Source organism: Paraburkholderia domus (genome assembly GCF_905220705.1).
GTDB classification, from domain to species: Bacteria; Pseudomonadota; Gammaproteobacteria; order Burkholderiales; family Burkholderiaceae; genus Paraburkholderia; species Paraburkholderia domus.
On the sequence record NZ_CAJNAT010000056.1, the window covers coordinates 1 to 19,578 of the forward strand.

Consider the following 19,578-nt stretch of genomic DNA (forward strand, 5'->3'; position numbering starts at 1 on the left):
CGCGATAGCCAGCCTGAGAAATCATACGTTTATGCCGACACGGCGATCGTGAAAGGCCATACCCTCCATCACGGGCATGCACGACGCGGCATAATCGGGGAGTCGGCATAACGTGATAGAGCGCGACATCCGGCCATTCTGCACGGGCAGATCCTCGTGGCTGTTCAGTGACACCGTTGCCGGTGCGAAGGCCAGCGCGATGATCTATAGCCTGATGCTCACGTGCCGCGCGTGCAACGTCGAACCTTACGCATATCTCTTGCATGTGCTCACCGAGCTGCCGCAACGGCCACCCGAAGCAGACATCACCGATCTCCTGCCGTTCAACTTCGCGATGTGAAGCACTTCGATTCGAACATCCGCCTGACGCGATTCGTGTCGGTTTCCGGACAGCGCACAGCATAGGTCCCGGCGCGCAGCAGGCAGGCGCAGTCGATTGCGACGCCAGGCGATAATCGAATTCCGCCTGCGTCCAATATGATGCTTTGCTCGAATCCATGACCAAGTCCTACACCATCTACACACTTCACGCGCAGATCCGTGACATCGAACCGCCCGTCTGGCGACGGATCCACGTCGACGGCAATATCACCTTGCGCAAGCTGCATCACATCCTGCAAGCCGCCTTTGGGTGGACCGACTCGCATTTGCATGACTTCGAGATCGACGGGCGGACTTACGCGATGGGCGATAACGACAACATGCTCGATCTGTTTGCTGAAGATCCCGAAATGCTGGATGACCGCAAGGCGCGGTTATACCGGATTGCATACCCGGGACACAGGTTCCTCTATCGATATGACTTTGGCGATGACTGGCATCATGACATTCACGTGGAAGAAGTCACTCAAACGGACCATGAGCCGCACAGCGAGGCGTGGATTGGTACTGGAGAACGTGCCTGTCCGCCCGAGGACGTCGGTGGCACCTATGGATATGCAGAGATGTTGCGCGTTCTGAGCCTGGAGCCAGATCGCGACGAAGCGAAGCGTTATAGAACATGGGCGGGCGACGACTTCGATGCCGAGCTGTTCGACCGACGGGCCGCCAACTCGACGCTGCTGCGCATGGCGTGGAACAACTGGGGCAAAAAGTAGACAGGCTTGAACCCCTGCTCTCCGATGCATCTGGCGATCCGGTGTGCTTTAACTAGCGCTTACGCTTATTTGGACTATTGAGGTCAACGCAGTACTGTGCCACTGGCACGAGAAGTGTGTGAGGGCGCCAGCGATCACCATGAAGGCGACAGTCGCGCAAACAGCGACCCGTTTGACTGCTTACAAGGGGATAACCCATGGCAACTTGCAAATGCGTCATTTACTACCGCGTCAGTACCGCACGACAGGGATCGCCGGGCCTCGGGCTAGAAGATCAAACCAAGGTTGTAACCGACTATCTTGGCGACGGAGCATGGAGGCTGGTCGGGGAATTCACCGAGATCGAAACGGTAAAAAGTGCCAATTCCTTCGTCAGCCGCCCTGAATTGCACAGAGCGCTCGAAATTTGCAAGAGAAAGCGTGCCACATTGATCATCGCGAATCTGGGCCGGCTCTCGCGAAGCGTCCGTTTCGTGAACGGCTTGATCGAAGAGGGCGTCGACTTTAAGGCAGCGGATATGCCGCATGCAGATAAGTTCATGATCCAGGCGCATGCCATCATGGCCGAATGGGAACGCGTGCAGAACAGCGACCGCATGAAGGCGGCACTCGCAGTTGCGAAGGCCCGCGGTGTTGTTCTCGGTGCGACAGGACCTGCGAACCTGAGGGAAAATATCGAAACCCGCCAGAAAGCTGCCGAAGCATTTGCAAAGTCGGTAGCGAAAGTGTTTGCCGGATTCAAAGCGGCGGGACTAACCCAGCGCGCGATGGCGGAGGAACTCAACCGGCTAGGCATTACCTCCACGCGAGGTGGGCAATGGAATGCGAGTCAAGTGGGACCCGTGCTGAAGCGACTCCTGCGCAAACCCGCGCGACGCTAAATATGGCTTTCGATGACCGATGCCTAGTCTCTGTCTTAGTGCGACGTGAAGTCGCGTAGAGGATCGTTTCAGTTGGCTTCAGCCAAGAGGCAACGGGTTAATCCGTTAATCGCAACCTAGCGGTGTACGCAGGGTTGGTAACGACCCGGTGTGAAGCCACCGGCGGCACACGCTCGCGACGGAGTGCCGTTGTCTGCCAGCGCCAAGGCGGATGGGACGCCAAGTTGGGCAGCATCGGTTAGCAAATGTGAACTGCTGATAAACGTCGTCTTAAGAAGCAAGCCAAAGGCGCTGTCAGGCTTGAGCCAAAAAGGCATGCAGTCGGATGTCCTGCTTGACACACGGGGCACACGGGGCACACGGGGCACACGGGGCACACGGGGCACACGGACAAGATAACTGTCTACGAATAGGCGGAATCTAACCTGCTCATGTCGCTCTCGCGAAACACGATAAACCCAAGTTCATCGCTTTCAGTCGGTCAGCAAGTCTCAGGCCGTTGCGGCCACTCACGGGGCCGCAATCGATTGAATGATTTAGCTCCTGCACACATTGACGCGCTCGCGAGCGAAGCCTATGCTGAAAATGGGCTGCCTAAGCGGTCAATGGCGGGATCGAAAATTCGTGTTCGCCGCCGCACCGGAATTGATAAGCAGCCAGTGATACGCGGTCAGTTCATTGTGCCAGTCATGACGCCCTTTTCGAGAGAACTGCCAGAAACTCAAAGGTGTTGATCAATGAACTCGTCCGTTCACAGTGCGCCGACGTACCTGCAGATGACCGCTTACGCGTTCTGGGCGCTGACGGTTGTTTTCGCGGTGGTAACGTTTCTGGTCTTTCAGCGAAGGCCGGATATGCAGAAGTACGGAATACCAACAGCGGCGTGGATAGTAATCGCATTGGCCGTCTTTCTCCAGGGGGCCGCGCTATTGCTCGGTGGGCGAATGGTGAGCCTCGTATTCCACATAATGAGCTTAGTGACTGTAAGCGCCGGGTTTATCGCCATCGGTGTGTACGCAGGCTTCATTGTGGTCACTGGGCGGTCGCGAAAACGCGGAACCAGCCCTTAGCACGACGCCGCAGCGTGTGAGATCGGCGCGAACAGACCGGTAGTCACACCGGCCAGCGCTAGATGCAGCCCGTGGCGACCGAATCTTGCGATCTGCAAATTTGGTTGGAAACGGATATCGGCTCGTGCGTACTTGTTGGCGTCGACTCCAGTAACGCTCCCGAAGATCGGCGCGCTTCCTCCAACAATCCGGCTCTACCCTGGCCGTTCCGTTGTGGCCGAACTCAACGATCCGATCGACCGACGTATCGTTCCGGAGCCATTCAGTCGGGCCGTTTCTGTTCTGGTTTCCAGGTGCGGCGACTGTCGCCGATACCAGTTGGGCCGGATAACGAGATTACGTTGAGTCACTAAGAGCCGACTCTTAACATCTGGTGCCTAAATCCGAGAATCGGCAGTCGTATCTTCGTCAGTGCGCTTCCAAGCGGCCGGACCGGCACGCACTGGCAAAACGTTCGTAGTCCTGCTCGACATGGTCCGCATAATTGTTGTCGCAGGCGATCATGGCTTCGGCCATACGGTCGCTGCGTCCAAGATAGGCGCTGATCGCCGCCGCGCGTCCGCTAGCCTTGGCGTGGCCACGAGCGAGTACCCAGCCACAGGGCTCCGCGCAGCGCGCCGAGCATCTGGCTGTCCATCAGTTCAAATTGCGCCGACCGCTGTGGCGACCAAGTCCGTCGAGCAGCAGGCGATCCTGGCGCGGCATAGCGTGCGTGCAGGCTGGCACGAGGAACGGACAGCATTGCTGAATCGCCCCCCAACATTTTGCATTTCGCGCTAGAAGCGATAACCGATGCCAGCCAGAATGACATCCGTATCGTGGCTATAGCGCGTGAGAACGCGGTCCCACGTCACGCGCGCCGACCAGTTGAGCGTGATGCGATACGAAGCTGACACCGACACGAGTGCAGACAGAATGCCGTCCCCTCCCGTGTCACCATTTTCGGTCGACTCGTCATGATGGATCGCCGCGTATGCGCCAGCACCAATGCCACGCGCCAGACGCTCGTTGAAAAAAGCCCGCGTGAGCCAGAGTTACGCGGTCACGCCGTCACGCCGCGCAGTCAGACCGCCGCCTTCGTGCAGATAGCCAAGCGTCGCATCGAGATAATTGGTCAACCCACGCCTGTATTCGAGCGCCTCCGCGGCTGAGACTTCCGACTCGGGGCTGTTCAGGATCGTCGCACTGCCCAACAACGTGACTTCATTATTCGTGACCTTTTGCGTGCGCCGCAGCGCGAAATCGCGCGGCGCCGGCGTGTCCGGTGCGTCCAGTTGATAGCCGGCGCCCAGCATGAGCGCTGTGGTCGATGGCCCGCGCGTTACCTGCACACGATTGAGTTGCAGATTCGCTGTCCAGCGTTGCGATGAATACCAGGTAGCGCGCGCACTGTAGACGCCCCCCAACCATGCATATTTGAATAACCAGCGCCCTGTTCGGCTGCTTGGGTGTCGAAGTAACCGTAGGGGCCCATACCGACTGCGACGACCAAGCGCCGTTGCGCAAGCGGATATCGAGCCCACACCTGCACGAGAGGGCCATCGCGGTGATGATCGGAAATATGCCCTTCGTTCAGCCAGGTGAAGCTGCCGGCAAAGTACGGGCCGAATCCCTCTGTATAGTCCAGCGCCCATCCGTAGGAATGGCTGTCCTCTCCGATCAACGGACCGACGTACAGCGCGAATTCCTGAGCAGACGCGTGGCCCGCCACCGCGCATAGGGCTGCAGTGGCAAAAGCGAGACGCCAGTTCGTCGGAACCGGTTTCGACTCGTGTGCGAATCGTTCTCGCGATCGGCTTTCGGACGCGGCGTTCATGACGTAGTCATTTCGAAGACGTGGTAGCTCCAGGGCGGCAGATCAAGGTAAAGACCACGCATTGCGAGACCGTCTCCGTCGCGATCAAAACTGGCCTCCTCCATCAGGTCCTTCACCCGCACCGTACGGCCAATTACGTCAGAAGGTGGAATTCGGGCGTAGCACTGGCTCTGGTTGTCGGCGTAATTGACGGCAATGACTCGCCGCTCGCCATCATCGCGCTGCCAGTACCACGCAATGAAGCAATCCCAGGTCCAGTTGCCCTCCCATGCAGGCACACATTCGATCAGGCTCCACGTACCGTCTCGAAAGACCGGCTGCCGAAGCACCGCCAGCAGAGTGGCATAGAACCTTTGCAACTCAGGGTCGGCACGCTCCTGCGGGCCGCGCACCAGGTGCGGTGAGATGCGCTTCCTGCAGCCTTCGAACTGGCCCTGGTGGAAAAAACGCAGGCCTGGTGAGAGATAGGTGATGATGGCGGCGGCCCTATGGATGCCCGGTGCGAAGGTCGCTGCGGCCCGCGGTTCGTCGTGGTTTTCCATGAAGCGAACCAACCTGTCCTGGTAATCGAGACCGGCGTGCAGGTGCTCGCGTACGGGCCGGGCGTGCGCGTCGCGAAGGCGGTCGTACAGCCGCTTGTCGTATGCGTAGTCGAACCCCTGCTGCAGCATCGTCCACTCCAGATCCCAGTAGACCTCAGCTACAAACTTGAACAGCGGGTACTTGCGCCGCACGGATTCGGTGGCCTTCGGCCAGAAGTAATCGGTGCGGATGCCCCAGGTGCGTTGGAACACATCAGGCAAGACCAGCATGGCCATGTCACAGCGCACCCCATCGCATTGCCCGGCGATTCTCTCCAGTTCGCCGATCATTGCCTGCTGCAACTCCGGGTTGCCGTAGTTCAGCTGAACCGTGTCCGGCCATCCGTTGAAGTAGGGATCGCGTCCATAGGCGAGCAAAAGCGAGCCCGCTCTTGACTCCACCCGGCAGTAGTTATGCGGTGAGCGAGCCAGGTCAGCCTCGCTGCCATGGACAAAGTAGTCCGGATGCTCGTCAATCCATGCGTGATCCGGAGCCATGTGATTCGGAACGAAGTCGAGCATCAGTTTCAGTCCGCGCTGCTTCAGCCGCTGTCGCAATCGGGCCAGCGATTCAGCGGTGCCAAGATCGCGATGGACGCTGTAGCTCTGAATGGCGAACCCGGAACCGGCGATGTCTTCGTCCTTGAGGTCCGGTAACAATTCCGCGAACTCGCGGCGCCATTCGGGCCCGGCGCGGGAAACGGCCCGCGCCGCCTCGCCTGTTTGCCAGATGCTCAGGAACCAGACCCAGTCGAAACCAAGCCCGGCGAGGCGATCCAGCTCGGCGTCCGGAATGTCGTCGAACGTTATGCGCCTTCCCAGCGCACAAGACAACGCAGTAAACCAGACACGCGTATTGATTTGAAACAACGCCGGATAGCGTACGGCGGACATCGCTCCTCCGTCATTCGTCATTTGTGGCTTCTCCGCCAACCTGCTCCTTGACGACCCTCGCCATCAGATTCCCGCGCTCTGTTTCAAGCAGAGTTTTAGCGTCGATGCGCGCAAACAGGTCCAGCAGCGGCGCGACCAACCCTGTCCACCCTGTCTGATGGCTGGCGCCGAGGCCTGCGCCATTGTCACCGTGGAAGTACTCGTAAAACAGGATCAGGTCGCGCCAGTGCGGATCGTCCTGAAATTTGGCCGATCCGCCATAGACCGGCCGTCGTCCGTTCTCATCACGCAAGAACGTGCCTGTCAACCGCCGGACAATCTCCTGGGCCACCTCGAACAGCGTCATCTGCGGGCCGGAACCCGTGGGACACTGAACCTTGAACTCATCTCCGAAAAAGCTGTACAGGTTCACTAGCGCCCGGACGATAAGCATATTGACTGGCATCCAGACCGGACCGCGCCAGTTGGAGTTGCCCCCGAACATCCCGGTATCCGATTCCGCAGGCAGGTACTGGACTTTGTACTCCTCGTCACCGACCTTGAACAGGAACGGATGCTCAAGGTGATAACGCGAGAGCGAGCGAATGCCGTGCGGCCCGAGGAACTCGCTCTCGTCGAGAAGATAGCCAAGCACACGCTCGAGCTTCCTTTTATTGAGGATAGACAACAGACGCCTTTCCTTATGACCGATGAAACCAGCTTCCGTCGGGGCTATCTGGGCAATCAACTCGGGGTGACGTTTTCGAAACTGGGCGATCAGCTCCATCAGTTTCGGATAGCGGGTGACGTAATCCGCTTCAAACACCGTCGATGCGCATAACGGCAACAGTCCTACCATCGATCTCACTTTCAAACGGGTCGCCCGGCCGTCTGGGAGGCGCAGCAAATCATAGAAAAAGCCGTCCTGCTCGTCCCACATCTCGTCATGGTGTTCGCCGCGGCGGTCCATCGCATAGGCAATCCACATAAAATGCCGGACAAACTTGAAGGCGATCTCTTCATAGATCGGGTCGTACTCGCACAGGATAATGGCCATCTCCAGCATGTTCTGGCAATAGAATGCCATCCACGCCGTCCCGTCCGCCTGCTCCAGCGCCCCCCCGGTCGGAAGCTGCGCGCTGCGGTCGAAGACGCCGATATTGTCCAGACCCAGAAAGCCGCCTGCGAAGACGTTGCGCCCGCTGGGATCCTTGCGATTGACCCACCAGTTGAAATTGAGCATCAAACCCTGAAACGATCGCTCAAGAAACCGGGGATCAGCGCGGCCCAGCTGTTTCTCATATTTGTATAGCCAGAGTGTCGCAGCCGCGTGCACCGGCGGATTCACGTCGCTGAAGTTCCACTCGTAAGCCGGAATTTGTCCGCTCGGGTGGAAGTACAGACTTCTCAGCATCAGCAGCAGTTGATCCTTGGCGAAATCGAAATCCACCAGTGCCATGGAGACAGTGTGGAAGGCAAGGTCCCAGGCCGCGTACCAAGGATATTCCCACTTGTCCGGCATGGAGATCACGTCGGCGTTCAGCATGTGGAACCAGTCTGTGTTGCGCACGTCCCGACGGGCAGACTCGAGCAAAGGATGACTCTTGTGCTCACGTAGCCACTTCTCCAGGTCGAAGTAGTAATACTGCTTGCCCCATAGCATTCCAGCCAGCGCCTGGCGGTGCACACGGCGTTGATCTTCTGTCAGCGAGTTTGGTGCGATCCGTTGGTAGAACTCGTCCGCATCGGAGACACGGCTCTCGAATATCCTGTCGAATCCGTCGAAGGGATCGTTCATTCTGGTGGTCGTCAGCCGTAGCCGGATCGTCTCGCTTGCCCCACCAGGCACCTCGACGTTATAGTGAGCAGCGACCTTCGTTCCCGTCTTCGCGGGATTCACCGCATCACGCTGATTCGAGACGACATAGCTGTGGAATGCATCCTTGACGTAAGGAGACGCGTTGGGCTCTCCCCAAAGACGCTGCGCATTGCTCTCGTTCTCGGTAAACATCGACTCCGGATCACCCTCGCAATGGAGCCAGTACTGGCCCAGTTCATGGTGCGTGGCACAAATGGCACCAGGTCCAGCTTCGTACAGCAACGGCTTGCGATCGTCTTCTCCCCAAGACCAGGTGTTGCGAAACCATAGTGTCGGCAGTACTCTTAGCGGGGCCGCCTCCGGCCCGCGGTTGTGTACCGAAATCCGGACAAGGATGTCGTCCGGATCTGCCTTGGCGTACTCGACGAACACATCAAAATACCGGTCATCATCGAAGATCCCGGTGTCGAGCAACTCATACTCAAACTCTTCCCGTGAACGCCTGCGGTTGGTCTCGACCAGGTCCTGATAGGGGTACTCCCGCTGAGGGTACTTATATAGGTACTTCATGTAGGAGTGAGTGGGCGTGCTGTCGATGTAGAAGTAATATTCTTTAACGTCCTCGCCATGGTTGCCCTCGCCATTCGTGAGGCCAAAGAGGCGCTCCTTCAAAATCGGGTCGCGCTCGTTCCACAATGCCAGCGCAAAGCAAATCCGCTGGTGGTCATCGCAAAGGCCGCCAAGTCCGTCCTCTCCCCACTTGTAGGCGCGTGAGCGCGCCTGATCATGAGTGAAATAGTTCCAGGCGTCGCCGTTATCGCTGTAGTCCTCTCTGACCGTCCCCCACTGCCTCTCACTCAGATAAGGCCCCCACTTCTTCCATGGAACCAGGGCTTGACGCGTCTCGTTTAAACGCATTTGCTCCGCTACATCCACAATGTTCTCCTGAATGGCGAGGGCGAGAACGCCCGCGCAGGTTTCGGGCGCCGCAAAGAAGACTACGTTCCACGCCCCGGACAACAGTCTTCCTGGCATACGCGACTGCCCCCTCCGGACTGGCGGGTGGCGGTGTCGAATAGCAGACACTGGACGATGGAATCGCAATGGATGCAACTCGTTACCAGGCTCAGGCATGCTGCGCCCCGGATAGCGCAGATTACAACTGTAGTTGGGATCACGAGTGTGGCGAGTTCGAAACGGGTTGAACTATTGGTTTTCTGCGTTTTGTACGGTCATCGCCACCGGGCAGCCCATTACACCGCACTCTGGTAAGCGCGCATCGCCAGGTGCTCCGTCTCAGGCGGTAGCACACACCACGTACCGTCGCCATGTCTGAAAAAAAATCCCAATTGAGCCTGCGGGCCGAAGTATCTCGACGCGTACATAGCGACACTGATTCGAACGCGTGCGACCGAATCCGGTTACCCGAAGCGGTGTCGAACTCGTTGGCACGAGCCATTTTTCGACCAGCAAACGCAATGACCCTTCTGCGAAATTCATCTTCGCCTCCTTCAATGCCATTCCCGTAGATTCGCCACCCGCCCGCCCCGCTTCGCCCCTGCGCCGCGTCGGCCTCCACGAGGCCGCTTTTCGCGTGAGGCGTACTGAAGGCACTCCGGTGACAAGGGCGTGACTAACCGCGCACAAGTTTGGCTGTGAAGTTGTCACGCAAGACATTGGATCACCAGGCACGCATGAGACGGGATGGCGCAATTTCAATGTAGTTGTAGCGGCACAGTGCCACAATAGGACTTTGGGCTATGCGGAACAAGCGCTGAAACCGAGGCACCCTCGCCCATCCGGATGCCGGCGGTCGCCATCAGAGCCAGCGCATTTGCAGCGAGCCGGTATAGGACCAAAGGCTGATTGTGACTGAACAATCCAGCGCTCAATAATGAAATTCCAGAAGGCCCGCGCGGCAGGTTTGACTAGTTCGCTGTGGCTGCCGCGGCCCATTCCGGTTGCCGTTCAGCGACTCATCACCTATCCATCGAAGGAAAAAAATCCGCAGCTTCAACAAGCTAACACTACGCACTGCCAGGCTTGGACAACGAAAAATACCGATGTCGAGCCGGTTGTGCTGGCACAGCTGGTTTCAACTCAACCGGGTGTGCGTAAGCCACATGTGAGCGCGCGCCGCGATCGGTCGGAACAGGCGCGGTCACTGGCTGGGACTCGCCACCGGCGACAGGAAATCTGCGCGCCATCGGGCATCATGATCAGTTGAGAGGAGCAGCCATGAATCGGTGGAGCGAAAGACTGCCGCGAGCTGTCTGCATGTGGTTCATGGTTGTACTGATGACGGGTTCGACCGGTGCGAGCGCCCAGAATCAACCGGCGCAGCCCACATTCAAGCCAGAAGAGATCGAGGCGCTGGTTGCACCGATCGCACTCTATCCGGACTCTGTCTTGTCTCAGGTGCTGATGGCCTCCACCTATCCGCTGGAGATCGTACATGCCGCGCGTTGGGTCAAGGCCAATCCGAATGTCAAGGGCGATGCAGCGGTGAAGGCGGTACAGGGACAGTCTTGGGACGTCAGCGTGAAATCGTTGGTCGCGTTTCCGCAGGTACTCGAGCCCATGAGCGACAAGCTCGACTGGACCCAGAAGCTTGGCGATGCCTTCCTCGCACAGGAGAAGGACGTGCTCGCGGCGGTGCAGCGACTGCGCGCGCGTGCGCAGCAATCGGGCAATCTGAAGTCCAATGAGCAACAGAACGTGACCGTGGAACCTGCGCCGGCGGGAGGGCAAGCCACACAGACCATTGTGCGCATCGAACCGGCGAATCCGGAGGTCATCTACGTGCCGGCCTACAACCCGACCGTCGTGTACGGTACGTGGGGCTATCCGAGCTACCCTCCGTACTACTGGCCTCCGGCCCCAGCTTATTATCCAGGCACCGCACTCGCCACTGGACTCGCCTTTGGCGTCGGCCTTGCCGCCGCCGGCGCAATTTTCGGCAACTGCAATTGGGGGGGCGGGGACGTCAATATCAACGTCAACAAGGCGGCAAATATCGATCGTAATTTTGATCGCACCAAGGTTCAGGGCGGCAAGTGGCAGCATGACGCGAGCCATCGCCAAGGGGTCGCCTACCGTGACAATGCGTCCCGCGAGAAGTTCGCGAAGAATGTCTCCGGCGCCGACGCACGCGGTGACTTCCGTGGCCGCAACGGTGAAGCAGGCGACCGCGCCGGCGCGGGCAACCGCGCAGGTGGATCGAACAATGCCGGCGTGGGTGATCGCGGCGGTGGAAGAAACAACGCCGCTGTGGGAGACCGCAGCGGTGGAGGAAACAACGCCGGCGTGGCCGACCGCAGCAGTGGAAGAAACAACACCGGTGTGACTGACCGCGGCGGTGGAGGGAATGCTGCAGGCGTGAGCAATCGCGCGGCAGGGTCGAACCGTGCCAGTACCGGAGGCGGCGGCCGCGACAGTGCCTTCCAGGGTGTGGGCGGCGGTGCCAGCTCACAGCAGGACTTCAACCGGGGGCGAGCGAGCGCGCAGTCTTCGAACTTCAACAGACCGAGCGGCGGCGGAACGCGGGCGGGCGGCGGTGGCGGACGCGGCAGGCGCTGAGGAGACACAAGCATGAAGTCTGCACTACGAATTTTCACAGTTCGGCTCGCTGCAATCGGCACTTCAGTCGCGCTTGCGCTGGCACTCTGCCTCGGAGCGCCGTCTGCTGCATACGCGCAGAGGCACTTCAAGTCGCCGGAAGAGGCGATGAACATGTTTGGCGATGCTGTTGCCAGTAGCAACGAAGCAACCTTAAGGTCTTTGCTGGGCGCCAGCTTTCGGGAACTCATTCCTCCAGTGGGCTCGGACATCCGGAGCCGCTTCCTGAAGGCCTGGGACACGTCACATACGATCCAGACGATGGACGACAAACATGCCGAGATCGCGGTGGGCAACGATGGCTGGACGCTCCCCATTCCTCTCGTAAAATCGGCTCAGGGCTGGCATTTCGACACCCTCGCCGGAGTCGAGGAAATGCGCTTGCGCCGCATCGGACGCAACGAGCTTGCCGTCATCCAGACGATGCTGGCGATTTACGATGCGCAACGCGAATACGCTCTGACGGACCACGACGGCAGTGGCGTCCTCGCCTATGCGAAGAGGCTGGCGAGTTCGCCTGGCAAGCAAGATGGCCTGTACTGGCCGACTGGCCCCGATGACAAGCCAAGCCCGCTTGGGGCCGCCTTCCTGAAGGCGGGCACGCGCCACACCGAGCAGGCAGGCTATTACGGCTACCACTACAAGCTGCTCACCTCGCAAGGTCCGCACGCCCCTGGCGGGGCATTCGACTATGTCGCAGACCACAAGCTCTTTGGCGGCTTCGCTGTCATCGCCTGGCCGGTTCACTACGGGGATACCGGCATCAAGAGCTTCATGGTCAGTCACGCCGGCCAGGTCTACGAGCGTGATCTTGGCCCCGACGGTGCGGCGAAGGCGGAGGCGATGCAGTCATTCGACCCCGGTCCCGGATGGGCGAAGGTGTCGCCTTGAAACGTCTTCTGCTTGCCGCTGCCGGCGGCGCCCTCGTCACGCTATCGGCGTGCGCCTATTACGCGGTCCCCGCCGGCACCGTGGTGATGAGGCCGGCCAGCTACGACCGCTCGTTCGCCGCTGCGGCAGGCGCCATGAGCGACCAGGGACTGGCCATCACCGTTCAGGATCCGGCGAGCGGCACCATCGCCGGAAAATTAGACAGCAGCATCGTGACGGCCAGTGTGCGGCAGCAGGCCGATGGCAGCGTACAGGTGCGGTTCGACGCCAGTGGTGACACACGCGATCCGACCTTGCTTCAACGCATTTCGCTCAGCTACGACCGTCGTATGGGACGATGAGCAGGCACGGGGTGTCCGCCATAATCAATATCCATACGCATCGTCACACGTGCACTTGACGTGCCGCTTGCCCCACGCTCGCCATTGCCGGTGAGGCAATCTGGCGAACCGGGGGCAAGCCGCACTTCGCGCTCACAACGCTTACAAATTGAGCCGTGTTATCTTGGCGCCGTTGACCGAAGCATCCGCCATCAGGCCGGTATTGGTCAGCACAAGGGCCACGACCTGCGAGGAGGCAGATGTCGTGTCGATCGTACCGTTCGCGCCGACTTTTACGACCGATACCGCGAGGTCACTGCCAACCGACCAGCCTGCCGCGTTGCGGAACGAATCGAGTGCATCATGCGTCATGAACATGAAAATGACTGCCGTCGACTGCGCGCCAGCCTGGAATCCAAACGAAGCAGCCGCCGTGCTGTAGTAGCCGGCCGTCGTGCCACCCACACGCAATGCGCCTTCGCCATACGCAGCCCCTGCAATGAAGGCCGCCTTCTTCACGTCCGGAAACACCAGAATGCCTTGGGCCTTCGATGCGAGCTCGTGCGAACCCGAGACTGTCGCGAACAGACGGGTCAACGTGCCATCGACACTTGCGTCAATCGCCTGGCGCTTCGAGACATCGGTTTCCGGGCTCTTACCGCTGTTTGGCGTCATGGTGCAGCCCGCGAGTGCTAGCCCCCCCAAGGCACTGACAGTTGCTACTGTTATCACAAAGTTCCGTTTGTTCACGATCGACCTCCATTGAGTTTCCGAGGCGAGTCCCCGGTGCGTGAGTCTGGCCGCTACATCCTTCGATCCCGTTCGAGCCGGCGTCCTGGTAACCGTGCGCGATACGATGAGCCGCACCGGCCGATACCACGTGCTTCCAGAGTTTGCCCGCTGCATTGCGCGAACTCGCGCCGCATGGAACACTTCACACCGTCACCTTGCCGACCACACCCAGTATCATCCCATTGCAGGATCTCACCGCGATAGACCCGGGGAAATTGGACTTTGGTCTTAGAGTAGAAGGGGCACGTCATCCATTCCATTGCTTCCGATCCGTTCGAAACTTCTCAGCCTACTTGCCAGCTCCGTTGCGCGGACGGAGCATCAACACGAAGCAGGCGATGCCGATTACCATCGCAAACGCCCCGATATGAACCCAAAGCGCGCGCTCGTACAGCAATCCCCGGATCGAAGCCGCGATGCCTCCCAGCGTAACGAAGACAGCAATCGCCGCCAGAACGATCCTGCTTTCTGCGCGAGCCATGACGATTTCTCCCGGCGGCCTCACTTGCCATCCTCAGCATTTGGTCGACGTTGCCGCCGCATGCGCGTGCAACGTCGGCGGCGCGGCGTTGCCGCCATGTTTCTCGAGGAATTTGCAGGCATCGACGATGTCGTCGGCGAGCAGTTTCGCCACATTGAGATTGATATGCGGCCTCACCACAACCCGCAGGCTTGTGACCGCCTCAGCGTTGGGCGGCATGGAGTATGCCGCGAGCACCCAACCTTTCTCACGCACCTTGTTCGATACATCAAATTCGTTGAAATTCTTGATCTTGCTGTCGAGCGTGACCGCCACCACGGGGATCCGCTGCGCTTCGTTCATGACGGTGAAGTACCCGCTATCAACAAGAATTCCCCGCAATGCAATTGCATTGTCCAATGTGTGCTGCATGATCCTTCTGTAGCCTTCGAAGCCGTGCCGGAGGAACATGTAGTACTGCACGGCCACCTGAAAGGCATTACGACTGAAGTTCAATGTCGCGGTCGGCATTTCGCCGCCCAGATAATTCACATAGAAGACAAGGTCCTCGTTGAACACCTTGCGTTCACGAAAAATAATCCAGCCGAGGCCGGGGGGTACAAGGCCGTATTTATGCCCCGACGCATTGATGGACTGCACACGAGGCAGGCGGAAATCCCATTTGTAGTCGGGGTAGAGGAACGGATTGACAAATCCTCCCGATGCTCCGTCGATGTGCATCGGAATCGAAATTCCGGTCCGTTTCTCATAGTCGTCGAGCCAGTCATGAATGCCCTGAATATCGTCATCCTCGCCAGTGAATGTCTGTCCTGCAATGGCGACGACGGCGATAGTGTTTTCGTCGACGTACTTGTCGAGACTTTCCGCCGTCAACCGGTAGTTGCCGGGACTCAACGGCACGATGCGCGGTTCGACGTCAAAGTAGCGAAGAAACTTTTTCCACACGACTTGCACGTTCCCGCCCGTTACCATATTGGGCCGGCTCACATCCTTGCCCTCCGCTTCCCTGTGCTTCCGCCAGTTCCACTTGTGTGCGAGACCGGCCAGCATGCAGGCCTCGGACGAGCCTACCGTCGCGGTGCCGTAGGGTTCCGCTTCTTTAGGGCCGTTCCATAGCTGATGCAGCCACTTGACCATTCGCGTTTCCATTGCGAACACCTGCGGATACATGTCGTGGTCGATGTAATTCTTGAAGATGTTACGTTTGGCCGTCTCCGCAGCCTCCGGTTCGGCCCACGTGGTAACGAAAGACGACATGTTCAGCATCGGGTTCGCGTCGGTCCACTCGGCGCTGATCACAATTCCGGCTGCTGCGCGGGCGGACATCCCGTCTTTGGGGAATTCGTCCTCTGGGATCAAGAAGTTGAATTCGTCGTAGGGCGTGATCTTTTCGATTGACGTGCTCATCTGGCAATCCTCAATGTTGGAGAGGTTTCATGCGAACTCTGCGGCGCACAACAGGATCTGCAGACTCTCCACGGTCGACCGCTACAGGACTCTGTCCTTGTCGAGGCTATTCCCGGTCGAGACGTTGTAGCGCTCGACATAGTCGGCAAGCAGCGCGCGAATGGCGCGTCCAATTTTTCGATAATCGGATTCGTTCAGGTTGGCGAGCGACACTCGACCAGACGGATGCGGCGTGCCGAATCCGCGCCCCGGAAGCAGCACCACGCGCGCTTCCCGGGCCAGTCTGAAGAGCAATTCGGATGGTTCTGTATTCTTCAGGAGCCACTCGACAAAATCGCGTCCGTAGGCGCGCTCGCCAAGAAACTCCATATCGAGGATCGTGTAGTAGTCGACCTGATTGCTGTCATCGTCGTCAAACGAAATACCGATTCCTTCATATAGCGCACGCTTGCGGCTGCGAATCAGGCGTTTTAGGGCGTTCTTGTACGCGTCGGGTGTGTCCATCAGCGAAAACAGCGAAAACAGCACCATCTGCACCTGCTGCGGCGTCGATAGGCCCGCTGTATGATTCAATGCGACCGTGCGACTATCGGCAACCAGGCGGTCGATGAACTTCAGCTTGTCCGGTTCGGTCGTGATCGATTCATAACGATGGTGCAGTTGCTTTTTGGCATCTTTCGGCAGATCGGCGATCAGCTTGTCGAGGACGTTATCGCGGTGCGTAGCGATCGTGCCGAGCCGCCAACCCGTTGCACCAAAGTATTTCGAGTACGAGTACACCAAGATGGTGTTCTTGGGCGCAAGCGCGAACAGCGACACAAAGCCGTCGGCGAACGTACCGTAAACGTCATCGGTCAGCAGGATCAGATCAGGCCGCTGTTTCACGATTTCGGCAATGTATTCGAGACTCTCGTCGCTGATTCGCACGGACGGCGGATTGCTCGGATTGACCAGAAAGAACGCCTTCACCGCCGGATCGCGTAGCTTGTCGAGTTCGTTTTTCGAGTACTGCCAGTTCTTCTCCACGTCGGCATTCACATCGACGACCGTTAGCTGATAGTCGTTCAGGCGCGGAATCTCGATATACGGGGTAAAGATCGGCATGCCGAGAGCAATTGTGTCACCCGGCTTGATCAGGTGATTTTCGCGCATCGTGTTGAAGATGTAGGTCATCGCGGCGGTACCGCCTTCGACCGCGAAAATATCGAATTCACCGATGAACGGGTGGTCCCCGATCATTTCGCGGCGCAGGTACTGGCCAACGATGACCTCCGACAGCTTCAGCATCCGGTCGGGTACCGGATAGTTCGACGCCAGAATGCCCTCGCACATCTCATACAGGAAGTCGCCGGCCGACAGTCCGAGCTGATCGCGGACATAGGATACTGCGCTAGCCAGGAAGTCGATGCCCGGTACGCCCTTGTTCCCGCGCAGAAACAGATCGAACCGATCGATGAGTCCGTCGCGCTTCGGAAACCCCCCGACGCCTTCCGGCATGTAGGCAAATGATCGCTCCGCTTCACGCATCGCAAACAGACCGAGTTGCCAGAACCCGTGGCGCGGAATGGTCGCGACGAAGTTAGGATTACCGCGCCCGGCGTTTAGCATCGAAAGGTTCGCGGCTCGCTCCACTGCGCCGCCGCCCGCTGCCTTGATCAATTCGTCCTTCAATTCGAACGGGCTGAGTGCCGCGAGCTTCGCGGCCTCCTCTGATCCCGGTTTGTCCCGCTTGGCCATTTGCTCTCTCCAGTGTGAAGTTTCCCGGGTAGGCGTCGCCCGTAACGACGCGCCGGGCTAAGTCAGAATCATCACGACCACCATTCCCCATATAGTCAGAAGCGTGTTGCCCACCGCATAGGTCACGGTGTATCCGAGTCCCGGGATCTGGCTTTTCGCCGCGTCACAGATCATCCCCAATGCCGCAGTTGTCGTTCTTGCACCGGCACACACACCGAGCAGGATGGCCGGATGAAAATGGAACACAAAGCGCGCGATCAACATGCCGAGGATCAGAGGAAGAGTGGTGGCGACAATGCCCCACAAGAACAGACCGATGCCGAGGTTCTGCAGCCCTGTGACGAATCCCGGTCCCGCGGTAAGACCGACTACGGCAATGAACACATTAAGACCGACCGAGTTCATGAACCAAACGGTGGGTTCCGGGATGCGGCCGAAGGTTGGGTGGATTGCCCGAAGCCAACCGAACACCAGACCGGCGACCAGCGCGCCGCCGGCGGTCGACAGCGTGATCGGAATGCCCGCAACATTGATGACGATCGCACCCACCAACGCGCCGGCGGTAATCGCCAGAGCGACGAAGGCGACGTCCGTCATGTTGGTTGGCCGGTCCAGTACGCCTAGCACTTTTGCGGCAGCGCCCGTGTCCTGCGTCCGCCCGACGATGGTTATCGTGTCGCCGCGATGCAGCTTTGTACTGGGCAGAACTGGAATTTGCGTTTCCGTCGGCCCCCGCTTGATTTTCCGGAGATACACGCCGCGCGCAAGCGGCAAGACCGCAAGCTCCTGCAACGTCTTGCCGTCCACCGCCTTGCTCGTCACGTAAACATCCACGCCCTCCGCTGGGACTGCCAGCAGTTCGGGGTCGTCTACTTCCGCCGCCCTCACCTTGCGAACCGCGACCGGCAGATCGTCGGTGTCATGGTTACTCGTGCCGCCTGCTCCGAGCACGGAAACCAGCTGGTCCCGGGGGCCTGCAATCGCCACCACATCATCGGCCTGTAGCACCAGATCGAGCGTTGCTTCCTGAATCGTGCCGCCGCGCCTGACCCGCTCGATAAACAATCGTGTTCCTTGAGGCTGGAGCGCTTCAGCCTGACTTACAGTCATGCCGCATACCGCCGCGTCGGGCATGACCCGATACGCGCGCAGTTCGTACCGGTGCCAGGCCTGGCCTTCACCACCCATTTCCTTTGTTCCCCCGAGATTCGCCTCGTATTCCTTGCATGCCGCGACCAGGTCGATGCGCAGCAGCTTCGGCCCGAGAGTGGCGAGGATCAAAGCGGAGCCGATCGTGCCGAAAATGTACGATATGGCGTAGGCGGTCGGCATCGCATCCAGCAGCACTTTGGTCTGATCCGGCGGCAATGCCAGCCGATTGATGGCGTCCGTCGCAAGCCCCATCGATGCGGAGATGGTCTGTGAGCCGGCGAACAGTCCCGCCGCCGAACCGACGTCATAGCCGGCCACTTTGGCCGCGAGAACCGCCGCGCCGAGAGACAGCAGACATTGCACCACCGCAAACAGTGCCTGCGGCAAGCCGTCTTTGGCGATGCCGCGCACGAACTGCGGCCCGACCCCGTAGCCCACGGCAAACAGGAACATCAGGAAGAACACCGACTTGACGTTGGGCGATAAGGTGATGTGAAGCTGGCCTATTGCAATGGCAGCCAATAGCGTCGCCGTGACCGCACCAAGACTGAAGCCCTTGAAGCTCTTTGCGCCGACCCAATAGCCTATTGCGAGTGACAGGAATAGTGCAATCTCGGGATATTGTCGTAGCGTTGCAGCTAGCCATGCCATGGTAGCCCTCGTCCGCGGTTCACCCGTCGACACCGGTGTGTGAGCGGGTGCGGTGGTAAATGAATGACGGCCCGCGTCCTTCATTGGGAAGCTTGCCCATCTCTCAATCCGGTCTCTCACCTTCTACAATGGTTCTTCTCATAGCACGAGACAATACGACCTTGGTCTCACAGGCCATGAACCGTAATGAAGTCTGTTCGATACACATCGGTCCCTGGTCCTGGGTCATGAATTCAGAACGCCCTCTTCCCGTGCTGCACCGGGTTGTCCTGGTTGCACATGAGCTAAGCTCGAATCTGGTGTATGGGGGATTTGAGGCGGGAGATTGAAGGCGGTGGAGGTTTCAGCTGAGAATCTGATTGTCGAAGTCGGAAACCAGCAAACAACAAACC

At 59.1% G+C, this 19,578-nt stretch carries 13 protein-coding genes and 3 pseudogenes; 7 read left to right on the plus strand and 9 right to left on the minus strand.

The window, feature by feature from the left end; all coding sequences use genetic code 11:
- Window positions 1-106: 106 nt before the first annotated feature.
- The 3 genes and pseudogenes from KHO31_RS38175 to KHO31_RS38185 form a co-directional block, all read left to right on the plus strand.
- Window positions 107-340, plus strand: a pseudogene (locus KHO31_RS38175) (transposase domain-containing protein); the annotation flags it as partial.
- Window positions 341-485: 145 nt separating this feature from the next.
- Window positions 486-1,097 carry a plasmid pRiA4b ORF-3 family protein gene (locus KHO31_RS38180; protein ID WP_236071720.1) on the plus strand — a complete coding sequence of 204 codons (612 nt, stop codon included), beginning with the start codon at window positions 486-488 and terminating at the stop codon, window positions 1,095-1,097.
- Between the two features lie 197 nt (window positions 1,098-1,294).
- Window positions 1,295-1,978: a recombinase family protein gene (locus tag KHO31_RS38185; RefSeq protein ID WP_201074311.1), complete on the plus strand. Its 684-nt coding sequence runs from the start codon at window positions 1,295-1,297 to the stop codon at window positions 1,976-1,978.
- Between the two features lie 1,478 nt (window positions 1,979-3,456).
- On the opposite strand, the pseudogene KHO31_RS39670 reads toward KHO31_RS38185, so the two are convergent.
- The 4 genes and pseudogenes from KHO31_RS39670 to KHO31_RS38205 form a co-directional block, all read right to left on the minus strand.
- Window positions 3,457-3,603: pseudogene (locus KHO31_RS39670) on the minus strand (DUF2252 family protein); the annotation flags it as partial.
- Between the two features lie 221 nt (window positions 3,604-3,824).
- A pseudogene (locus KHO31_RS38195) lies at window positions 3,825-4,864 on the minus strand (hypothetical protein).
- Window positions 4,861-6,339, minus strand: coding sequence for an alpha-amylase family glycosyl hydrolase (locus KHO31_RS38200; protein ID WP_201074359.1), 1,479 nt, complete (start codon window positions 6,337-6,339; stop codon window positions 4,861-4,863). The pseudogene KHO31_RS38195 and the gene KHO31_RS38200 overlap by 4 nt, the downstream one beginning before the upstream one ends.
- A 10-nt stretch (window positions 6,340-6,349) precedes the next feature.
- Window positions 6,350-9,055 carry an MGH1-like glycoside hydrolase domain-containing protein gene (locus KHO31_RS38205; RefSeq protein ID WP_236071722.1) on the minus strand — a complete coding sequence of 902 codons (2,706 nt, stop codon included), beginning with the start codon at window positions 9,053-9,055 and terminating at the stop codon, window positions 6,350-6,352.
- Between the two features lie 976 nt (window positions 9,056-10,031).
- Between KHO31_RS38205 and KHO31_RS38210 the strand changes: the two genes are divergently transcribed.
- Genes KHO31_RS38210 through KHO31_RS38225 form a run of 4 tightly spaced genes read left to right on the plus strand, consistent with a single transcriptional unit; the run spans window position 10,032 to window position 12,987 of the window.
- The gene (locus KHO31_RS38210) at window positions 10,032-10,364 is read left to right on the plus strand and encodes a hypothetical protein (RefSeq protein ID WP_201138800.1); all 333 of its coding nucleotides are present in this window, start codon (window positions 10,032-10,034) and stop codon (window positions 10,362-10,364) included.
- Between the two features lie 11 nt (window positions 10,365-10,375).
- Window positions 10,376-11,716, plus strand: a complete 1,341-nt coding sequence (locus KHO31_RS38215) for a DUF3300 domain-containing protein (protein WP_201074307.1) — start codon at window positions 10,376-10,378, stop codon at window positions 11,714-11,716.
- A 12-nt stretch (window positions 11,717-11,728) separates the two neighbouring features.
- On the plus strand, window positions 11,729-12,646 hold the full coding sequence (locus tag KHO31_RS38220; protein ID WP_201074304.1) for a DUF2950 domain-containing protein: 918 nt from the start codon (window positions 11,729-11,731) through the stop codon (window positions 12,644-12,646).
- Window positions 12,643-12,987 carry a hypothetical protein gene (locus tag KHO31_RS38225; RefSeq protein WP_236060755.1) on the plus strand — a complete coding sequence of 115 codons (345 nt, stop codon included), beginning with the start codon at window positions 12,643-12,645 and terminating at the stop codon, window positions 12,985-12,987. Before KHO31_RS38220 ends, KHO31_RS38225 begins: the two co-directional genes overlap by 4 nt.
- A 141-nt stretch (window positions 12,988-13,128) precedes the next feature.
- On the opposite strand, the gene KHO31_RS38230 is transcribed toward KHO31_RS38225, so the two are convergent.
- The 5 genes from KHO31_RS38230 to aspT form a co-directional block, all read right to left on the minus strand.
- On the minus strand, window positions 13,129-13,716 hold the full coding sequence (locus KHO31_RS38230) for a BPSL1445 family SYLF domain-containing lipoprotein (RefSeq protein WP_201074301.1): 588 nt from the start codon (window positions 13,714-13,716) through the stop codon (window positions 13,129-13,131).
- A gap of 331 nt (window positions 13,717-14,047) precedes the next feature.
- Entirely contained in the window at window positions 14,048-14,239 is a 192-nt protein-coding gene (locus KHO31_RS38235) for a DUF2964 family protein (RefSeq protein WP_201074299.1), read from the minus strand.
- 33 nt (window positions 14,240-14,272) lie between these two features.
- Window positions 14,273-15,646: a glutamate decarboxylase gene (locus KHO31_RS38240; RefSeq protein ID WP_201074298.1), complete on the minus strand. Its 1,374-nt coding sequence runs from the start codon at window positions 15,644-15,646 to the stop codon at window positions 14,273-14,275.
- An 81-nt stretch (window positions 15,647-15,727) separates the two neighbouring features.
- The gene (locus KHO31_RS38245; protein ID WP_201074297.1) at window positions 15,728-17,383 is read right to left on the minus strand and encodes a bifunctional aspartate transaminase/aspartate 4-decarboxylase; all 1,656 of its coding nucleotides are present in this window, start codon (window positions 17,381-17,383) and stop codon (window positions 15,728-15,730) included.
- Between the two features lie 57 nt (window positions 17,384-17,440).
- Entirely contained in the window at window positions 17,441-19,186 is a 1,746-nt protein-coding gene (gene aspT, locus KHO31_RS38250; RefSeq protein WP_201074296.1) for an aspartate-alanine antiporter, read from the minus strand.
- Window positions 19,187-19,578 lie beyond the last annotated feature (392 nt).

Coding starts and splice junctions, on each gene's coding strand:
- aspT (WP_201074296.1), bottom strand. CDS start 19,186: ATGGCATGGCTAGCTGCAACGCTACGACAATATCCCGAGATTGCACTA.
- KHO31_RS38215 (WP_201074307.1), top strand. CDS start 10,376: ATGAATCGGTGGAGCGAAAGACTGCCGCGAGCTGTCTGCATGTGGTTC.
- KHO31_RS38240 (WP_201074298.1), bottom strand. CDS start 15,646: ATGAGCACGTCAATCGAAAAGATCACGCCCTACGACGAATTCAACTTC.
- KHO31_RS38210 (WP_201138800.1), top strand. CDS start 10,032: ATGAAATTCCAGAAGGCCCGCGCGGCAGGTTTGACTAGTTCGCTGTGG.
- KHO31_RS38200 (WP_201074359.1), bottom strand. CDS start 6,339: ATGTCCGCCGTACGCTATCCGGCGTTGTTTCAAATCAATACGCGTGTC.
- KHO31_RS38205 (WP_236071722.1), bottom strand. CDS start 9,055: ATGCGTTTAAACGAGACGCGTCAAGCCCTGGTTCCATGGAAGAAGTGG.
- KHO31_RS38235 (WP_201074299.1), bottom strand. CDS start 14,239: ATGGCTCGCGCAGAAAGCAGGATCGTTCTGGCGGCGATTGCTGTCTTC.
- KHO31_RS38220 (WP_201074304.1), top strand. CDS start 11,729: ATGAAGTCTGCACTACGAATTTTCACAGTTCGGCTCGCTGCAATCGGC.
- KHO31_RS38245 (WP_201074297.1), bottom strand. CDS start 17,383: ATGGCCAAGCGGGACAAACCGGGATCAGAGGAGGCCGCGAAGCTCGCG.
- KHO31_RS38185 (WP_201074311.1), top strand. CDS start 1,295: ATGGCAACTTGCAAATGCGTCATTTACTACCGCGTCAGTACCGCACGA.